The organism is Rhodanobacter sp. L36, from assembly GCF_009765755.1.
Classification (GTDB): domain Bacteria; phylum Pseudomonadota; class Gammaproteobacteria; order Xanthomonadales; family Rhodanobacteraceae; genus Rhodanobacter.
Genome location: NZ_LMUV01000011.1, coordinates 1,381,866 through 1,400,050 on the forward strand (window position 1 = coordinate 1,381,866; position 18,185 = coordinate 1,400,050).

The window sequence follows — 18,185 nt, forward strand, 5'->3', positions numbered from 1 at the left end:
TCGCGGCCTTTTTTCACATGTAGTGTCGCGGCGCCGTAGCGCCGCAACTATTTACAACGCCGCAGGTACGCCCGTCGCACTGCGCCGAGCATTCGGCAGCGATCGCGCCACTTCGGCCAATGCGAAGACGCGGGCCACGTGTGTCCACCCGATCACCAGCACGACCAGTTGCGTCAGCACCATCGCCAAGATCACGCCGCCGGTGCCGATCGCCGGCGAGTGGATACGCGCAACGCCCAGCAATGTCGCAATGGCGTAACCGATCAGGCTGATCAGGATCAGCAACAGCAGCGTGCTGAAAGGGCGGCGAAGCAGCTGCATGAAGCCGCGTCCGAACGCGCGCGTCGCCGAACGGAGCCCGCTATCGGCGACAAACGCGGCGCGGCCGGATTCCATGATCGCCTGCACCAGCGCGAACAAGATGATTGCAACCCAGGTCGCCATATGCGACGCGCTGTCGGATTTCGATTCGAGCACGGCGTGCGTGTCCACCTTGTCCGCCGCGTCGAAGACAAAAAACAGCAGCCCGCCCATCACGACGTACGGCACAATCGACCAGAGCATCAGCCGGAACATGCGCCCGTACTCCACGACGCCGCTCTGGAGAAGATGACTGAAACCCAGCGCGCGTCCTGCACGACCGCTGCCCACCACCATGCCGTTGAGGAACGGCATCAACAGCAGGATCAACAGCAGGCCGAGCAAGGCGACACCGTGAAACCAGCCGGTGTCATCGCTCAGCGCGGAAATCACATCGCCGAACATTACCGGATTGAAATGCGCGGCCCAGTCCTGCGAATGGATCGAGTGGTCAAGCAGATCGCCCAACTGGCTCAAAAGCGGCAGGCTGACCACGGCGGTCGGCAGCCACAGCAGCAGCGTCCACAGCAGCAGCAATCGCCACTGGATGGCACCAAGAGCGGCGCGTGTCGCAGCACCGAAGTTCACGCGGCGGGAGTGCATGTTGACCATCAGAGCGACCCCACCAGGCTGTAGAAAACCTGCACCAACGCAGCCGCGTCGGCGCCCCATCGACGCGAAGCCGCGCCGTTCTTTTCGGTCGTCAGGCTGTCGTTGATTTTGTTCGCATCCAGCTTGATCTTGCCATCCGGATCGAGCGATGCGGACACGACTTTGCTGGATTGGGTGAACACGAAGCGCGCCCAGCGACGATCGTCATTCCACGGCACGTCCTGGCTGCTTCCATCGGCAAACTTCACCCGCAGCACCTGCGACACCGGCGCGCCGTCGCGGCGAACCGTCACCGTGCTTCGCCATGGAAATGGCCCGGCACCTGCCGCGGGTTTGGGATGGGCTTTCTTCCAGTCCTCGCGCTGCTTGTCGATCTGCTTGTCGAGATCATCAGCCACGACTTCGCTGCGCGCGCCGTTCTTCGGCCAGCTGCCTGCCTGCGGCAGCACTTCGTCCGAATCGATGCTGGCAACGCTGTCGTCGATCTGTGCGTTGCCGTAGACGTACTCGTCGAAAATCGCGTTCACGTTCCGCGCATCGCCGGACACATCGATCAGCGTCGCGCGCAGATCGGCCGCGGAGGGATGACGGAAGCGCCAGCGCTTGTAGTACTCCTTCATCGCACGCTCCATCACCGGCGTGCCGAGCCGCTCTTCCAGATCGTGCATGGCGGTGGCGGTGCGCGTGTACACGGTGCCGTAGCTGCTGCTGGAAAAACGATCCCACGCGTTCTGGCCCAGCGGATCGGGCGGATTCTTGAGGCTTGCGCCAAGCCGTTCGATATCGAAACCCGGTATCGACGGCACGATGCCCAGACTCTTCATCCAGCCAGTACCGACGTCGACGCCTTGGCCGCGCTCACGCAGCATGCGGTTGTCCCAGTACTCGTTCATGCCTTCGTCGAGGATCGGCTCCTCGAATTCGTTCGATGCCAGCAGGCCGTAGAAATAGCCATGGCCAAACTCGTGGATGTTGACGAAATCCACCGCGTACTGCGTGAGCGTACCCGGCTCGACCTTGGCATAGCCCTCGCCAGTGAAGAACGTCGGATATTCCATGCCGCCCGCTTCGGTCGCGTTGTAGGGCGGCACCACGGCGGTCACGGTTTCGTAGGGATACGCGCCCAGCGTTTTGGAAAAATACGTCAGCGAATCGGTGGTGGCTTTCATCGTCGGCTGCGCACTCGCCAGGTACTCCGGCGGATACAGCACGCGTACATCCACCTTCGGGCTGCCCGGTCCCTGCCAGCTGCCCTCGATCATCTTGTAGCCCTTCGCGGCGACCCACGCGAAATCGTGCACGTCGCCCTGCATGAAGTGATACGTGGTCTTGCCGTTGGCGACGGCAGGCTCACCTTGCAACTTGCCGACTGCACCGACCGTGTAGTCACTGGGCACGGTGATACGCACGTCATACAGGCCGAAATCCGCATAGAACTCGCTGTTGAAGTGGAACTCGTGCACGTTCCAGCGTGGCGCGGTGGCGCCGCGTTCGCCGGGCAATTCCAGCACGCCGATTTTCGGAAACCACTGCCCGACCAGATTAAAATCACCCCACCACCCGGTGCGTTCCACCACGCGCGGCAATTGACTGAGAAACTCGATATCCAGTGCCAACGTGCCGCCGGCCGGCACCGGCTGCGCCAGATCGATGCGCACGACGGAGCGATCAGTCGCCGGGCCGTTGTCGGGCTGCACGAAGCTCCACTTGAGGGACGAATCGCCCTGCTTCACCTGCTTCAGGTCGATCCAGCCCCACTCGCCTTTCTTGAGCGCCGCGGCGCCACGCGAGCGACCATGCGCAGTGAGCACTTCGCGCTCTGTGAACCACGTGCTGCCCGCGTTCGAGAAGCCATTGAGGTAGAGATGGAAATACACCTGGCTGACGGGGCGATCGCTGCGATTGCGCCAGGTCATGTGCTCCTTGCCGGTTACTGCGTGATGCGGCGCATCCAGATCGGCATCGATGCTGTAGCTCACCACGCGATCGGACAAGGTCGGTTCGCTGCCGGTGCGTTCACCACCCCATGCATTGGATGCGCTGGCGACGGTCGGCGCTGCGGCATCGGCGGTGGCGAGTGGAATCGGCGCCGTACTGGCGGGTGCGGGCGCTGGCTGGGCCGCGGCCTGTGGCGGTTTCAACGGATAAATCTTGATGGCGCTTTGCGCGCATACGCCTGCGGACCACATCACGGCACACGTCATTATGGCGAACAGCCGCCTGCCATTCCCAGTCACAGATCCCATGCGTTTCTCCCCCGATGAATGATGCAGTGTGCACCGCAGCTGCGACGTGGTCACTAGCCGAAAGTCATTATGTCGATTCGAGTGATTGTTTGCATCGCGCACCAGGGAACCGTCACGGAATAAACTGGTCTATCGCGTGCCATGCAGAAAGTTGATGCAGCGGCCCACTTCTCCACCGGAATTCTCGATGCGCATCCTGCTGGCCGAAGACGATCTCTCCATCGCCGAAGGCCTGTGTGCATCGCTGCGGCACGGCGGACACGCGGTGGATCATGTGGCCAGCGGCCACCTCGCCGACCTGGCGCTGCACGATCACGATTACGACTTGCTGGTGCTGGACCTGGGCCTGCCAGACATCGAAGGCAGCGAAGTCCTGCGCCGTCTGCGCAGCCGCGGCGCAGGACTCCCCGTACTGGTGGTTACCGCGCGCGACGGCTTGTCCGATCGCGTTCGCGTGCTCGACCTCGGTGCCGACGATTATTTGATCAAGCCGTTTGCGCTTTCCGAATTCGAGGCACGCGTGCGCGCGCTGCTGCGTCGCGTGAGCAGCAAGGGCGTGCCGGAAATGCTGCTCGGCCGTCTGCGGCTGGATCTGCCCGGGCACCGCGCATGGATCGATCACACGCCACTCGAGCTCACCGCGCGCGAGTTCGGCCTGCTCGAAGCACTCGTGCTGCGTGCCGATCGCGTCACCAGTCGCGCGCAACTGGTCGAAGCGTTGTGCGACTGGGACCAGGAACTCACCGACAACGGCCTCGACATCGCCATCCATCGCCTGCGCCGCAAACTGCGCGACAGCGGCACCACCGTGCGCACGATTCGCGGACTCGGATATCTGCTCGAAGAAACCGAGTCGGCGACTTCTCCGCAATGAAATTCCTGCCGGTCCGTTCACGCCCCAGCCTGCGTCGACGCCTGCTGATTTTCCTGCTGATCCCGATGGCTGTCCTGCTGTGTGCGGACGCCGTACTCACCTACGTTGTCGCATTGAACTACGCCAATCGCGTGCACGACCGTGACCTCAGCGACAATGCGCTCACGCTCGCGAAAATGTCCGGCGACAACCAGCTCGGCGGCTCGCTTACGCCTCAGGCGCGCTTCCTGCTGGAGTACGACCCGAACGGTCGCAGCTATTTCGCCGTGCGCAGTACCCTGAGTGGATTGCTGACCGGCGATGCGCAGCTGTCGCAGACAGCGCGGGCACCTGCGCTCGGCGGTCCACCCGTGCTCTACGACGCGCACGTGGAGCGACACGTGTTGCGTGCAGCGACGATCCGCGTGGCCAGCCACAATCCGAACGACAGCCTGATCGTGACCGTGGCGGAGACTCTGCGCGATCGTCACCAGCAGGCGCGGGAAATCCTGCTGCTGGCCATCGTCATGCAGTCGTCGCTGATCGTGTGCGTGCTACTGCTGGTGTGGTTCGGCGTCAGTCGCGGCTTGCGCGCGCTCGATCCGCTGACTGCGCGACTCACTTCTCGCAGTCACGAACTCACGCCGATCGACGGTCCCGACGTGCCGCAGGAAATCGCACCGCTGACGCTCACCATTGATGCGGTGTTTGGTCGGCTGCGCGGTATGCTCGCGCTACACGATCGGTTCATCGCCGATGCCGCGCATCAGTTGCGCACGCCGTTGGCCGGACTCAGCCTGCATGTCGATCGCGCGCTGGCCGACCCACGTCCGGAAGTCGTCGCCAACGCGATGACGCATATCCATCGGCTGACCCAGCGCACGGCACGCACGTCATCGCAGTTGATGGCGCTGACGCGTGCGCAGGCATCGCCGCTCGAAGCAGAAGATCGCAGCCTGCTGAATCTCTCGCGGCTGGTGCCCGACACCGTATCGCTGCGCGTGCACGAAGCGCTCGGTGCCGGCGTCGATCTCGGTTATCGCGGATCGGACGAACCGCTATGCATACTCGGCAATGCGTCCAGTGTCGAAGACCTGCTCGACAACCTGATCGACAACGCGATGAACTACGCCGGCCGCGGCAGCGTCGTCACGGTGAGCCTGCAGCAGCGCGACGACGGCGGCACGAGACTCGCGGTCGAGGACAACGGCCCGGGCGTGCCGCCCGAACTGCTTCCGCGATTGAGCGAACGTTTCTTCCGTGCACCGGGCAACAACGAACGCGGCACCGGCCTCGGCCTGGCGATCGTCCAGCGTATTGCCGAACGGCATCACGCGCAGGTGACTTACGAACTCGCCGAAGAACACGGCCTGCGCGTCATCGTGGATTTCCCGTCGACGACGCGCGGCGCATGAACGCTTCGCTCTTCGAAACTCGCCTCTCGACCGACGTACGCAACGCAGTTGCGTATCGCACAACGCAACGTCTTCGAGCGCTGCGCTTTTCCCAAGGCAACACGTGATTCAGCAGACTGATTTTTTTCTGGAAGGCGGCCGCAGCGGCGTGCTGCTCATCCACGGCCTTACCGGCACGCCGATGGAAATGCGCTTGCTCGGCAAGGGACTGAACAAGGCGGGCTTTACCGTGCACGGCATGCAGCTGGCCGGACATTGCGGCGACGCCGACGACCTGATCGCCACCGGCTGGCGCGACTGGTACGCAAGCGTCGAACACGCCGCCGACGAATTGCGCGGCAAGGTCGATCGTCTGTTCGTCGGCGGCTTGTCGATGGGCGCGCTGCTCGCGTTGAAACTCGCCGCCGATCGTCCACAACTGATCGCAGGTGTCGGCGTCTATGGCGCCACGTTCCGCTATGACGGCTGGAGCATTCCGTGGAAAGCGCACTTCTCCTTCATCCTGCCGCTGCTTAAAAAATTGGGTATCGGTCGCCACCGAATGTTCATGGAAGAACCGCCGTACGGTATCCGCGACGAACGCCTGCGCGCACAGATCAGTGCGGCGATGCTTGGCGGCGACAGTGCTGCCGCGGGCCTGCCGGGCAACCCGTGGTTTGCGTTGGCGGAAATGCTTCAGCTCTCCGCGGACGTGCGTCGTTCGCTTTCGAAAGTCACCGCGCCCTGTCTGGTGGCGCACGCCAGCGAAGACGACGTCGCCAGCATCAGGAATGCAGAACTGGTCGTGCGAAAAGTCAGCGCGCCGAGCGAACTGCTGCTGCTCCACGACAGTTATCACATGATCACCATCGACAAGGACCGACGAAAACTGATCGAGCATTCGGCCGCGTTCTTCCATCGCATAGCCGCCAGCGACAACGCGTCGAGCGCCGGCTGACAATGCCGACGCACGGTTCCATCTCGATGTTGGTCGCCAGCCTGTGGCTGCTCAACGCGGTGCTTGGCACGGGTGGTCAACTCGCCTTCAAGGCGGCCGCTGGAGATCCGGCTGCGGGGAACGGACTGGCGCGCTGGAAATACATGGTGCAGCGACCGTGGCTGTGGTTCGGCATCGGCTGTTACGTGATCGAGTTCATGGTGTGGATCGCCTTCCTCTCATTGGTGCCGTTGTCGCAGGGCGTGCTGCTGGGCTCCATCAACATCGTCGCGATCATGATCGCCGGACGTTTTCTGTTTGGCGAAAAACTCACCCGACTGCGTGTGTTGGGCATCGCATTGGTCGCGCTCGGCGTCGCCATCGTCGGAGTGGCCGGATGAAACACGGCTGGTTTTATCTGTTCGGCTTTGCGCTGTTGATCGGCTTCGACTCGCTGGCGCAGATCAACTTCAAATTCGCCGGCATGCATGCCTTGCCGATGGCTGCGAATATCGCATGGTTGCTGCGCGTGTTCGGGCAACCATGGGTATACGGCGCAGTGGTCGGTTACATCGGCGCTTTCTTTACTTGGATGAGTTTGCTCAAGCACGCGCCGATCGGACCGGCGTTTGCCGCATCGCACCTCGACGTGGTGTCAGCCATGCTGTTGTCGATCCCGCTCTTTGGCGAGCATCTCACCGCGCCGCGCGTGTTGGGCGCCGTCGCAATCGTCGCCGGCATCACATGCCTAGGTCTGGCAGAAAGTCGCGAACACGTATCCGATGTCACCGCGCCCTGACTTTTTTTCAGCAGAAATAAAAAAGAACCCGACAGCAAGCCCTCGGGTTCCCCTGGTGCGCTGATTGGCGCGGCAACCATCACATCTTCTTGGCTTTGGTCAGCAACTGATCGAGCAGCGCGATCGCCAGATCGATTTCTTCGTGCGTGATCTCCAGCGACGGCGCAAACGTGATCACGTTCTTGTACCAGCCGCCCACATCGAGCACGAGGCCGATCTTCTTGCCGTCATGTTCGAGCTCGCCGGCCAGGCCGATGTCGACCATGCGATCGAGTAGCGCCTTGTTCGGCGTGAAGCCATCCTCAGTGCAGATCTCCGCACGCAAGGCGAGGCCGAGTCCGTCGACGTCGCCGATTTCCTTGTGTCGTTTCTGCAGGTCGCGCAGGCCTTCGAGAAAGTGCGCGCCCTTCTTCGGCACGCTGGTTTCATAGTCCAGTTCGTAACCCATGCGGATCACTTCCAGCCCCAGCGCGGTGCCGAGCGGGTTGGAGTTGAACGTGGAATGCGTCGAGCCCGGCGGGAAGATTGTCGGATTGATCAACTCTTCGCGCGCCCACAAACCGGACAGCGGATTGAGTCCGTTGGTGAGCGCCTTGCCGAACACCACGATGTCCGGCGTCACACCGAAATGCTCGATCGACCACAGCTTGCCGGTACGCCAGAAACCCATCTGGATTTCGTCCGACACCATCAGGATGCCGTACTTGTCCAGCACCTTCTTCAAGCCTTTGAAGAAATCCATCGGCGGAAGCACGTAGCCACCCGTGCCCTGGATGGGTTCGACGTAGAACGCGGCGTACTCGCACTGGCCGGTCTTCGGATCCCACACGCCGTTGTATTCGGTTTCGAACAGGCGCTCGAACTGGCGCACGCAGCTGTCGGAATATTCTTCCGGCGTCATGCCTTTCGGTCGACGGAACGGATACGGAAACGGCAGGAACATCGCGCGCTCGCCGAAGTGACCGAAACGACGGCGGTAGCGATAGCTCGACGTGATCGCCGATGCGCCGAGCGTACGACCGTGATAACCGCCTTCGAACGCGAACATCAGGCTTTTGCCATTGCTGGCGTTGCGCACGATCTTCAGCGAGTCCTCGATCGCCTGCGCGCCACCCACGTTGAAATGCACGCGGCCGTCGAGCCCGAATTTCTTCTTCGCATCCAACGCCACCGTCTTTGCCAGCTCGATACGCGTCTGGTGCAAGTACTGGCTGGCGACTTGCGGCAACACGTCGATCTGGTTTTTCAGCACGTTGTTGAGGCGCTTGTTGCCGTAGCCGAAATTCACCGCCGAGTACCACATCTGCAGATCGAGAAACGGCGTGCCGGCTGTGTCGAACATGTAGCTGCCTTCGCCGTGGCGGAATATTTTCGGCGGGTCCACGTAATGCACGGTGTCGCCGAACGAGCTGTATTTTGCTTCGTCAGCCAGCAGTTGCGCGTCGTCGATGAAGCCGACGGCGTTCTTGTCGATATTCATGGGTGATCCGAATGAGTGTGAAAAATAATGTCGATGCGTGATCAGTGCGGCGCGTGCGCATGCTCGTGATGCACATGGCTGATCAGGCTTCCGTCGAGAAGTTTCGGCAGAAATTCGAGCGCGTCTTCGAAGCCGGTGATCGGCACGTAATCGATGCCGGCGGCGCGGCAATGCTCGATCAGGCGATGCTTGGCGAACACGAAATCGACCCGATCGGCAGCGCAGAAATCCGATGCACCGTCGCCGATCAGTAGCGTCTTCGATGCACTCTCGCGCGCCTTCGCCACGCAGGCGCACTTGCACGTACCACTGCGGCATCCATCGGCCTGGAACGGCGACGTGAGTTGCCATTGGCTTGGCGGCGTGGCCGGCGAAAGATGATTGGCCGCGAGCGGCAGATCATCCAGGCCGTAGCGGCCGAGAATCTGGTGGATTGCGTAGTCGAGCCCGTCGCTGACCACGCGGATCGGCACGCCGAGTTCGCGTACTTTGGCGACGAAGCCTGGAAACGCATGGTCGATCCACATCTCGCCAAGATGTTCGTCGAGTTGATCGCGCGTCATGCGCAGCAGCGCGACCTGGCCGGACATGCATTCGCGCGAACCAATGCGACCTGCGCGCCAGTCTTGTTCAAGCACTTCCCATCCGGGAAGACCAAATCGATCCAATAGCGAATCGATCACGTCCTCAACGGAAATAGTGCCGTCGAAATCGCACAGGATGGTCCAGCCAGACACCGGCATCGGCAGTCACTCACGCGGTAGAGATGCAACGGTAGAAAACCAGCCTTTCGATTCCCTTTCCCGTCGCCGCAACGGACGTCTATGATGCCGATGGGTTCAGTTACGGTACGGCTCATGCTGTTGCGAAGATCACCGTTTTGCATGGTCGCAACCTTCGGTGTTGCAGCGATGTGCAGCTCCATCGCGCGGGCGGACGACGTGCAAACTTACGCATTCGGCGTTGGCGTGCAACGCATGCCGGCGTGGATGGGCGCCAGCGATCATCGCAACCAGCCATTGCCGTACATCGACATCGACCTGCCCGATATCGGCGAGCTTTCCACGGCCGATGGACTGACCCTTGATTTCGTCAGAGGCAGTCATTGGCATGGCGGCGTCTACGGCAATTATCTGTGGGGACGCACGCACGACGATCTCGGTCCGCTGGGAGGGAAGATCGCTTCGCTTTCACCACGATTCCAGGGCGGCGGCTACGTCGAATATGTATTCAACACGCGCTGGACAGTCGGCATGCATGCAAGCCATGACCTCAACGGCGCTGGCTCCTACGTTGCGGCGTACGGCGATTGGCAACTGCCGAATGTCTGGTACATCCAGCATTCGCTCGAACTGCAATGGCAGGCGATGAGCGGTCCGGCGATGCGTCGATTTTTCGGTGTGCGTCCCGCTGAAGCGGCAGCCATCGGCACGATACCCTGGCGACCGCAAGGCGGCGGCGAGAACGCGCATCTGGAATACGACGCCTTCGTGCCGACCAGCCGGCACACCGGTTTCGCGCTGGCTATCCAGTACGGACGTCTGCTTGGCGACGCCGCAGGCAGTCCGCTGGTGAAGCGCTACGGCTCGGCCAATCAATGGTCGCAGACGCTGGCCTTCATGGTGCACTGGTAGATATCCGGTTACCTCGGAAGCGACGCGGTCGGCGCGCGATAACCTGCAAGCGACTAACATGGCGATGTCGATCGAGCAGTTGGCGCATCGCATCGTGCGTCCATGCAAGTCGAGGTGTTCAGTCGGAAGATCGGTCGTGCCGCATGCGCGGCAGACCCGCCGCCCGTCCAGGAAATTCCCAAGAGCGCGGGAGGCACGATGAACACGTCACGCAACGGCGCGAGCGCCACACGGTCGCTTGAAGTACTCGGCATCGACGACATGGAGGAGCGCGCCTATCGCGCCCTGCTCTCCCACCGCACGGCGACCGCCGAAGATATTGCCGTCGCATTGTCGCTGTCGCCGCGCAAGACGCAGCGCCTGCTCGACAGCATCGAATCCAAGGGACTCGCTTCGCATTCGCCCGAGCGGCCGCGTCGCTACATCGCCGCCGCGCCGGAACTCGCCGTCGAGGCGCTGGCCAGCCAGCGACAGGCCGACATCGAGCGTGCGCGTTCAACCATCGCGCAATTGAAAGAGCATTCCGTCAACGCGCGCAATTCGCACGAGCCCGAACAACTGGTCGAACTCATCACCAACCGCACGGCGCTGGGCCAGATCCTTTCGCAATTGCGCCAGACCGCGCAGCACGAGGCGATTCTTTTCCAGCGCGCACCGGTACTCATTCCGCACGGCGATCAGCCTTCCCAAAAAAAACCGGGCGTGCGCGTGCGCAGCATTTCCGACTCGGGCCTGCTCGCCCTGCCCGGCGCGCTCAACCGCGTGCGGCTCGATATCGAGGACGGCGAAGAAGCGCGCGTGTTCCCGACGTTGCCGGTCAAGATGTTCGTCGTCGACCGTCGCGTCGGGTTGCTGCCGTTGAATGCGGACGATCCCGGCAGCCCGGTGATGATGGTGCGTTCGTCGTCACTGCTCGATGCGTTGTGCGCGTTGTTCGAACTGACCTGGGAACACTCGACGCCAATCATCTTCAGCCCGAGCGGACAATTGCAGACCGGTGAATCCGACAAGCGTTTGTCGGATGCAGCGCGACAGGTGATTCCGTTGCTCGCCGCCGGATTGAACGACAAGGCGATCGCGCATGAAGCGGGCATGTCGGCCACCACGCTCAATCGCCGCGTCGCTGAACTGATGAAGAGCTTCGACACGCGCACACGTTTCCAGCTCGGCTGGCGCGCGGCGCTGGATGCATTTCCGGAACGGGTTACCGCGCCGGCGCGAAGCAAAAAATCCCCGCGCATCGGTTGACGTCGCCTTCGAGGTGACCGCGTGATGACCGTTGCCCCAAAGGGAGTGGCATATTTCTCTCATGGGAGAAATCCACCACCGTTTTCTATTGCCACCTCCCGGAGCGGCGCCGATACTCGGAACAGGCTCAGGAACGCCGAGGGCTGAAGCCAGCCTCCAATAGCTCCCGAGTGGATGTTCCGCGCATGGCGGCTCCACCGAATCCGGGCAAGACGGGAAACTCATTCGATCGATCTGCGATGTCCTGGGAGGGATGGCGTCGGACGCGTTTGCGCGAATTTTCCGAATGCGTGTCGTGCCACCTGCAATCGCACCAAGGACTTGAGCAACCACCGCGCGTGCATCGCCGGTGTTCGACGCATGGCTGCGTGCATTGATCGACGGGCGAGGCTCGTGTCGATGGATAACGCCGTGTTTCCGGAGCAATCCGGCAGCTTCGTAATCCACACGAGCCTTCACGATGACGACGATCTTTCAGAAACTTCCGCTCACGGCCCTGGCCTTCAGCACCGCGCTCGCACTCGCTGCAGCGTCCACCACTTCGGCACAAGTTGCCGTCGGTGGCACCGGCATCGGCGCCGCCGTGGCGAACGCCACCACGCTGCGCCCGGGCGATGCGTTCACCGGCGTGCTGACGCACACGCAGCCACTGCATATCGTGGTCGCGCTGAAACTGCGCAATGCGGCGCAACTGCAGACGCTGATCAGCGCGCGCGGCACGATGACGTCGGCGGCATTTTCCGCGACGCACGCACCCACGGCGTTGCAGGCGCAGGCCGTCGCGAACTACCTGACGCGTTCGGGCTTCACCCACGTCACCATCGCATCCAACAACATGCTGGTATCGGCCGACGGCACGGCGAGCAACGCACAAGCCGCGTTCGCCACCACGCTTTCCCGTGTGCAGACGCTCGAAGGGCGCTCCGCGTTCGCTAATAACAGCGATGTGCATGTGCCGGCCGCGCTGCAGGACAGCGTGCTTTCGGTGATCGGACTGCAGAACGTCTATCAGCTGCATACTTTTGCGCAACGCGCACAGCCCATGGCGAGCGGCACCATCTCGATCACCAGTCATAATCCGGTGGAGTTTTCCGCGATCTATGGCGGCACCGGCGTGCAGACGGGTGCGGGAGTCACCGTCGGCATCATCGCCCAAGGCGACATCACACAAAGTATCGTCGACCTCAACACGTTCACTGCCGCCAACGGTCTGGCCACCGTGCCGACTCAGGTCGTCAATACGGGCCCGGCCAGCAGCGACACCAGCGGCGACATCGAATGGGACATCGACGGACAGGACATCGTCGGCGCCGCAGGCGGACAAGTCGGCAAGATCATCTACTACGTCGCCCCCACGCTTTCCGACGTCGACATCCTGGCAGACATCAATGGCGCGATGTCCGCCAACGCCGCCAAGGTGATCAACGTATCCCTCGGTGGATGCGAGACCGGCGCCAAGGGTGACGGCACGGCCGCTGCAGCGGATCAGATCTTCCAGGCAGCGATCGCACAGGGCCAGACTTTTGCCGTTGCCACCGGCGACTTCGGTGCGGACGAATGCAGGAATGGCACCCTCACGCCGAACTGGCCCGCCAGTTCGCCCTATGTCCTTGCCGTGGGCGGCACCACGCTCAGTGCATCCACTACCACTTGGGGCGGCGAAACCGTCTGGATCAATGGCGGCGGCAGCCCGAGCACGTATCAACTCAAGCCGGTCTGGCAGAACGCGCTGGTGCCTGGCACCAAGCGCGGCACACCCGACATCGCAATGGAAGGCGACCCGGCTTCCGGTGCCAACGTCACCGTCAACGGCGGTTTCCAACTGTGGGGTGGCACCAGTCTGGCGACGCCGATCTTCGTGGGCCTGTGGTCGCGCATCATCGCGATCAAGGGACCCACGATCGGCTTCGCACCGCCGCTGCTGTACCAGTTGCCTTCCTCCGATTTTCATGACGTGACCGTCGGTACCAACGGCGGCGAAGCGGCGAAGGTCGGCTATGACTTCGCCACGGGCCGCGGCAGCGTGATCCTCAGCAAGTTGCTCGCGCACGTCGGCGCACCGAGTCCGCTGACGCCGAACTTCAGCCTGACCGCCACCAGCCTGATTGCCAAGTTCACCGACCACTCCACCGATACCGCCGGCACCATCGTTACGCACGCATGGACGTTCGGCGACAACGGCACCTCCACGGCGGCCAGCCCGAGCCATCTGTATCCCAAGGCAGGCGTCTACACCGTTTCAGAAACGGTGACGGACAACGTGGGTTACGTGCTCGCAAAGACCACTGCCGTCACCATCGGCAAATAGCACCGCTGCCTCATGCGTGTTGCGCCAGCGCTTCACGCCACCGCTCGAACGATCGCATCGACGCAAGCCGCTACCGGAAACGGAGCGGCTCGCGCGATTTCAAAAAACTGAAGGGGTCCGGTAGTCGATGAACGCACACACCAACACTCGCAACAAGGGAACGCGCCTCGGGCACACGCCCAACGTCACGCCGCTCACTGGCGCCGTGCGTGCCGCGCTGGCCATTTCGTTCACGCTGTTTGCGCTCGGCGGTAGCAGCGCGGCATTCGCGGCAGGTACCTGCGTCACCACGGCACCCAACACCGTTTCATGCAACGGTGATTTCACCCAGACACTGCCCGGCGATACTTTCGCGCCGATCGCCGATCTCACGCTCGTCGTCGGTGACACCGCACCCAGCAGTGTGACGCCGGCGGCCGGACTTATCGGCATCGATGCCGCCTGGAGCGGCACGATCGGCGTGATCAGCTCGGCTGCCATTACCACGACGGGCGCAGACGGCATCCATGTCGACAGCTCCTCGTCAGCGTCGGTCACCAACAACGGCAGTATCAACACGCAGGTCTCCGGTGGCACTGGCGCGAGCGCATTGAATGTCGTGGCGCTCGGTGACAGCGACATCGTCAACACCGGCAGCATCAGTGCCTACAGCAGCGGCGTCGACGATGTGACGGCCGTGAATACCTACACCGATACCGGCGACATCACCTTCGACAACCAGGCCGCCGGCAGCATCACCGCGACAGCGCAGGACGGCAACGCACTCGCACTCAGCGCGAACAGCGCCGCGGGCATCGCGACTTTCAACAATGAAGGCAGCATCACGGCGAGTTCGGTCAACGGCATCGCCGTCGGCGCACTCGTCAGCGCCTATGGGGATGTCGGCGTGACCAACACCGGCAACATCACCGCGACCTCCACGACCTATCAAGCTGTCGGTCTGCTCGCGTCCTCTGCCACCGGCATTACCACCGTCAGCAACGATGGATCGGTTACCGCGAATGGCGGGCAGGATCAGGCGATCGCGATCGAAGCCTTCGGACAGAACGGAGCCAGCGTCAACAGCACCGGTTCGATCAGCGTGACATCCGCCACGGGAACGGCGACGGGCATCCTCGCGCAGACGGTGAATGGCAATGCCAGCATCGTCAGCAGCAGCGGCCTGAGCATCACCTCGGGTTACAACGCGGTCGGCCTCTCTGCGATCAGCAACAATGGCGATGCATCGGCGTCGGGCTCGGGCTTTACCCAGGTGATCGGCCACGGCGGTATCAGCCACGCCATCGAAGCCTATACGGCGAACGGCAACGCCACCGCGAGCAATGATGGATTCAATCTTTCCGGCGCCTACGGAGGCAGTGCAGTCGGCGTGTCGGCCATCAGCGCCAATGGCACGGCGAGCGCCAACAACACCGCGTACATGACGATTGCCGCGAAAGGCGACAGCTCGAACTATTCCACGGCCATCCATGCCCAGTCCTACAACGGCGACGCGAACGCAAGCAACAGCGGTCACGCCATGGGCTATTCCAGCCTTGGCGTCGGCATCGGCATGAAAATCGATGCGGCCGGCGGTGACGCCACCGCCACGAATACCGGCACGGTCTTCGGCTACAGCAACCTTTTCAACAACGCGACGGGTATCCGCGCGGTGTCCACCACTGGAATAACCTCGGTCAACAACTCCGGCACGGCCGTAGGTGAATCGCACCAGATTCTTGGCTACCCGTTCTCGCTCACCACCGTGACGGGCATCGGTGCACAGAGCTACTCGGGTACCACCGTCACCAACTCCGGCTTCGTCGAGGCTGTGGGACCCTGGTTTGCCGACAGCATCAAGGCGATCGCGCTGTACGGTGATGTGAGTGTGACCAACACGACCACCGGTACCGTGTTCGCGAGCGGCCTGACACCCACCGGCATCGGCGCCTATGTGGGCTATGGCCTCGACGCCAAAGCGACAGTCAACAACAACGGTGCGATCCACGTCGTGCAGATCGGCGATTGCTTCTGCAGCGGCGTCAATCCGAATGGCACCGGTATTTTTGGGTACTCGAACTTCGCCGGCGGCGTGCAGGTCAACAACAACGCGACCGGCAGCATCCTAGTGTCGACCCAGCACGGCGGCACCGGCATCGAGGCGTATACGTTCAACAACGCGGCAGGCGTGAACAACGCCGGCAGCATCGCCATCAACAGCAGTACATATAACGCATCGAGCCTCGGCATTTCCGCAACCAGCGCCTACGGATCTGCCAACGTGGTCAACAGCGGCAACATCACGCTGATCAATGCACCCACACCGGGCTTGGGCGCCTACACGCATGGTGAGATGACTGGCATCTTTGCCCAGACCGGCCGTTTCCACGATGTTGGTTTTGGCGCGGGCTATTACGGTGCGCTGAACACTACCATCGTCAACAGCGGTGATATCAGCCTGAGTGCCGCGTTGGGCTTTGGCGTAGAAGCACTCGCAGAGTACGGCTCAGCCCTGATATCGAACACCGGCAACATCCGTGTCAGCGGCACACAGGAGGGCTACGGCGTCACGGTAACTGCGGGCGTCGGAGGCCGACCCGTGGGTGTCGGCAGCGCCGGCATCGACAATATCGGCCTGTTGCAGGTCTACGGCTCGCAGGGCGCCAAGGGATTGATCGCACGCGTCAACGGTGGTGCCGACACGATCGACATCACCAACGAAGGCACCGTGCAGGTTTCCGGCGAACTTAGCGTGCAAGGCGTGTTCGCGCGTAACTTCAACTACACCGGCAACGCAATCACAGTCACCAATGGCGGCACCATTGGTGCACACAGTGCCACCGGTACGCGCTACGCAGCCAACGCTCTCAACAGCAACCTCCATGCCGAGGCCATCGGCATACGCACGTACGACTACTCGGGCGTCACCACGGTCAACAATGCCGGCGGCATTGCTGCGACGGCATCCACGACCAACCCGCTGACCAGCAGCGCGCTCGGCATATACACGCAGAATGGCTACGCCAATCACTACGGCGACACCGTCATCACCAATACCGGCACGATCACCGCCGCTGACATTTCCAGCAACGGCCCGCCGGCTTTCCACGCCGTACATGGTGCATGGGGTGCCGGCATCAATGCCCTGGGCACCTACGGCAACATCAATGTCAGCAATAGCGGCCTCATCGTTGCAAACAGCAAGTCGGCGTACTTCAACAACACCAATGGAATCACCACGGCTAATGGCATTGCGGCGACTTCCAAGGTCGGTAACGGCGCGAGGCGCACGCTGACGCTGGGTGACGTATCGGTCACCAATGGCATCGCAGGCAGCGTGTCGGCAAACGCAGAAAGCACGCTCGGTGGCAATACGTTCGCGAGTGGTCTCGATGCACGGGTCGCCATCGGTATCTACGGCAACGGATTGATCAGCACCGATCAGGGCGTCTCGATCGACAACGAAGGCAGCGCAGCAGCGAACGCCATCGCCGACGCCGGTGTTACCGGGACCGTGACCGCCGTAGGCATCTTTGCCAGCAACAACTCAGCCAACGGCTTCGCGCACATCATCAACAACGGCACGGTGAATGCCACGACAGCGTCGCCGGGTGCAGCAGCGGCGACCGGCATTGCCGCGACGGCCAGCAACATCACCATCGCCTTGGGAACCAGCAGCTTCATCACGGCCACGTCGAACGGTCTCAACAGCGTCGCCACCGGCCTGTTCGCGTCCGGCGCCAATGTGTCGGCAAGCAACAGCGGCATCCTGCGCGGTATCAACACCAGCGCCGGTACCAACGGCATCGCCTACGGCGTGAATCTGGTGACGCCTGGTGACTTGTCCTTCACCAACACGGCCACCGGCGCCATCCACGCCAATGCTGCGCATGCGGTGACAGTCGACCTGACCTCCGGTACCACCGCGACGTTGATCAACAACGGCCTGATCGTCGCGCGGCCCACGGTGGTGCACACCAATGGCATCGCCGTGGAAACGAATGCGCCCAATGCGGTGATCCAGAACTACGGCACGATCACCGGCAAGCTGCGCAATGGCGCCGGCAACTTCAGCTTCACCAACAATGCCGGTGCGATCTGGAATGCCGCGGGCATCAACACGCTCGGCGCGGGCAACGACTTCTTCCGCAACGTGGGCACCATCAACCTCAACGTCAGCGACATCGACTTCGGCAACCCCGGTGCGCTGGGCAGCAACCGCTTCACCAATGCCACTGGTGGCGTGATCACGGTCGTGGGGGCCAACACGATCGACATGGGTGCGCCCACACCGAACGCCTTCATGAACAACGGCACGTTGAACTTCCAGAACAA

Annotated in this window: 13 protein-coding genes; 9 read left to right on the top strand and 4 right to left on the bottom strand. The window is 62.4% G+C overall.

Features of this window, described 5'->3' with window-relative positions:
• Positions 1-51: 51 nt before the first annotated feature.
• On the bottom strand, positions 52-963 hold the full coding sequence (locus tag GSQ73_RS16025; protein ID WP_343160853.1) for a hypothetical protein: 912 nt from the start codon (positions 961-963) through the stop codon (positions 52-54).
• 8 nt (positions 964-971) lie between these two features.
• Complete coding sequence (locus GSQ73_RS16030) at positions 972-3,161, bottom strand: M1 family metallopeptidase (RefSeq protein ID WP_158886554.1); 2,190 nt, start codon at positions 3,159-3,161, stop codon at positions 972-974.
• 244 nt (positions 3,162-3,405) lie between these two features.
• On the opposite strand from GSQ73_RS16030, the gene GSQ73_RS16035 reads away from it, so the two are divergent.
• The 5 genes from GSQ73_RS16035 to GSQ73_RS16055 all read left to right on the top strand — a co-directional run bounded on the left by GSQ73_RS16035 (position 3,406) and on the right by GSQ73_RS16055 (position 7,201).
• Positions 3,406-4,092: a response regulator gene (locus tag GSQ73_RS16035; RefSeq protein WP_158885763.1), complete on the top strand. Its 687-nt coding sequence runs from the start codon at positions 3,406-3,408 to the stop codon at positions 4,090-4,092.
• Positions 4,089-5,486 carry a sensor histidine kinase gene (locus GSQ73_RS16040; protein WP_158885765.1) on the top strand — a complete coding sequence of 466 codons (1,398 nt, stop codon included), beginning with the start codon at positions 4,089-4,091 and terminating at the stop codon, positions 5,484-5,486. The genes GSQ73_RS16035 and GSQ73_RS16040 overlap by 4 nt, the downstream gene beginning before the upstream one ends.
• A 103-nt stretch (positions 5,487-5,589) precedes the next feature.
• Positions 5,590-6,423, top strand: coding sequence for an alpha/beta fold hydrolase (locus tag GSQ73_RS16045; protein ID WP_158885767.1), 834 nt, complete (start codon positions 5,590-5,592; stop codon positions 6,421-6,423).
• Between the two features lie 26 nt (positions 6,424-6,449).
• Positions 6,450-6,803, top strand: coding sequence for an EamA family transporter (locus GSQ73_RS16050; protein ID WP_254063429.1), 354 nt, complete (start codon positions 6,450-6,452; stop codon positions 6,801-6,803).
• The gene (locus GSQ73_RS16055; protein ID WP_158885771.1) at positions 6,800-7,201 is read left to right on the top strand and encodes an EamA family transporter; all 402 of its coding nucleotides are present in this window, start codon (positions 6,800-6,802) and stop codon (positions 7,199-7,201) included. The genes GSQ73_RS16050 and GSQ73_RS16055 overlap by 4 nt, the downstream gene beginning before the upstream one ends.
• 79 nt (positions 7,202-7,280) lie before the next feature.
• Here GSQ73_RS16055 and GSQ73_RS16060 read toward each other — a convergent pair whose 3' ends face one another.
• Entirely contained in the window at positions 7,281-8,681 is a 1,401-nt protein-coding gene (locus GSQ73_RS16060) for an aminotransferase class III-fold pyridoxal phosphate-dependent enzyme (RefSeq protein ID WP_158885773.1), read from the bottom strand.
• A gap of 41 nt (positions 8,682-8,722) precedes the next feature.
• Positions 8,723-9,424, bottom strand: a complete 702-nt coding sequence (locus GSQ73_RS16065) for an MtnX-like HAD-IB family phosphatase (RefSeq protein ID WP_158885775.1) — start codon at positions 9,422-9,424, stop codon at positions 8,723-8,725.
• Between the two features lie 198 nt (positions 9,425-9,622).
• On the opposite strand from GSQ73_RS16065, the gene GSQ73_RS16070 reads away from it, so the two are divergent.
• From GSQ73_RS16070 to GSQ73_RS16085, 4 genes are all read left to right on the top strand, one after another.
• Positions 9,623-10,315: a MipA/OmpV family protein gene (locus GSQ73_RS16070; protein ID WP_158885777.1), complete on the top strand. Its 693-nt coding sequence runs from the start codon at positions 9,623-9,625 to the stop codon at positions 10,313-10,315.
• A 198-nt stretch (positions 10,316-10,513) separates the two neighbouring features.
• On the top strand, positions 10,514-11,563 hold the full coding sequence (locus GSQ73_RS16075; RefSeq protein ID WP_158885779.1) for a helix-turn-helix domain-containing protein: 1,050 nt from the start codon (positions 10,514-10,516) through the stop codon (positions 11,561-11,563).
• A gap of 460 nt (positions 11,564-12,023) precedes the next feature.
• On the top strand, positions 12,024-13,871 hold the full coding sequence (locus GSQ73_RS16080; protein ID WP_158885781.1) for a protease pro-enzyme activation domain-containing protein: 1,848 nt from the start codon (positions 12,024-12,026) through the stop codon (positions 13,869-13,871).
• A gap of 127 nt (positions 13,872-13,998) precedes the next feature.
• The coding region (locus GSQ73_RS16085; RefSeq protein ID WP_216844793.1) for a hypothetical protein at positions 13,999-18,185 on the top strand (4,187 nt) is incomplete at its 3' end.

Coding starts and splice junctions, on each gene's coding strand:
- GSQ73_RS16080 (WP_158885781.1), top strand. CDS start 12,024: ATGACGACGATCTTTCAGAAACTTCCGCTCACGGCCCTGGCCTTCAGC.
- GSQ73_RS16050 (WP_254063429.1), top strand. CDS start 6,450: ATGTTGGTCGCCAGCCTGTGGCTGCTCAACGCGGTGCTTGGCACGGGT.
- GSQ73_RS16060 (WP_158885773.1), bottom strand. CDS start 8,681: ATGAATATCGACAAGAACGCCGTCGGCTTCATCGACGACGCGCAACTG.
- GSQ73_RS16035 (WP_158885763.1), top strand. CDS start 3,406: ATGCGCATCCTGCTGGCCGAAGACGATCTCTCCATCGCCGAAGGCCTG.
- GSQ73_RS16055 (WP_158885771.1), top strand. CDS start 6,800: ATGAAACACGGCTGGTTTTATCTGTTCGGCTTTGCGCTGTTGATCGGC.
- GSQ73_RS16025 (WP_343160853.1), bottom strand. CDS start 963: ATGCACTCCCGCCGCGTGAACTTCGGTGCTGCGACACGCGCCGCTCTT.
- GSQ73_RS16030 (WP_158886554.1), bottom strand. CDS start 3,161: ATGTGGTCCGCAGGCGTATGCGCGCAAAGCGCCATCAAGATTTATCCG.
- GSQ73_RS16065 (WP_158885775.1), bottom strand. CDS start 9,424: ATGCCGGTGTCTGGCTGGACCATCCTGTGCGATTTCGACGGCACTATT.
- GSQ73_RS16040 (WP_158885765.1), top strand. CDS start 4,089: ATGAAATTCCTGCCGGTCCGTTCACGCCCCAGCCTGCGTCGACGCCTG.
- GSQ73_RS16075 (WP_158885779.1), top strand. CDS start 10,514: ATGAACACGTCACGCAACGGCGCGAGCGCCACACGGTCGCTTGAAGTA.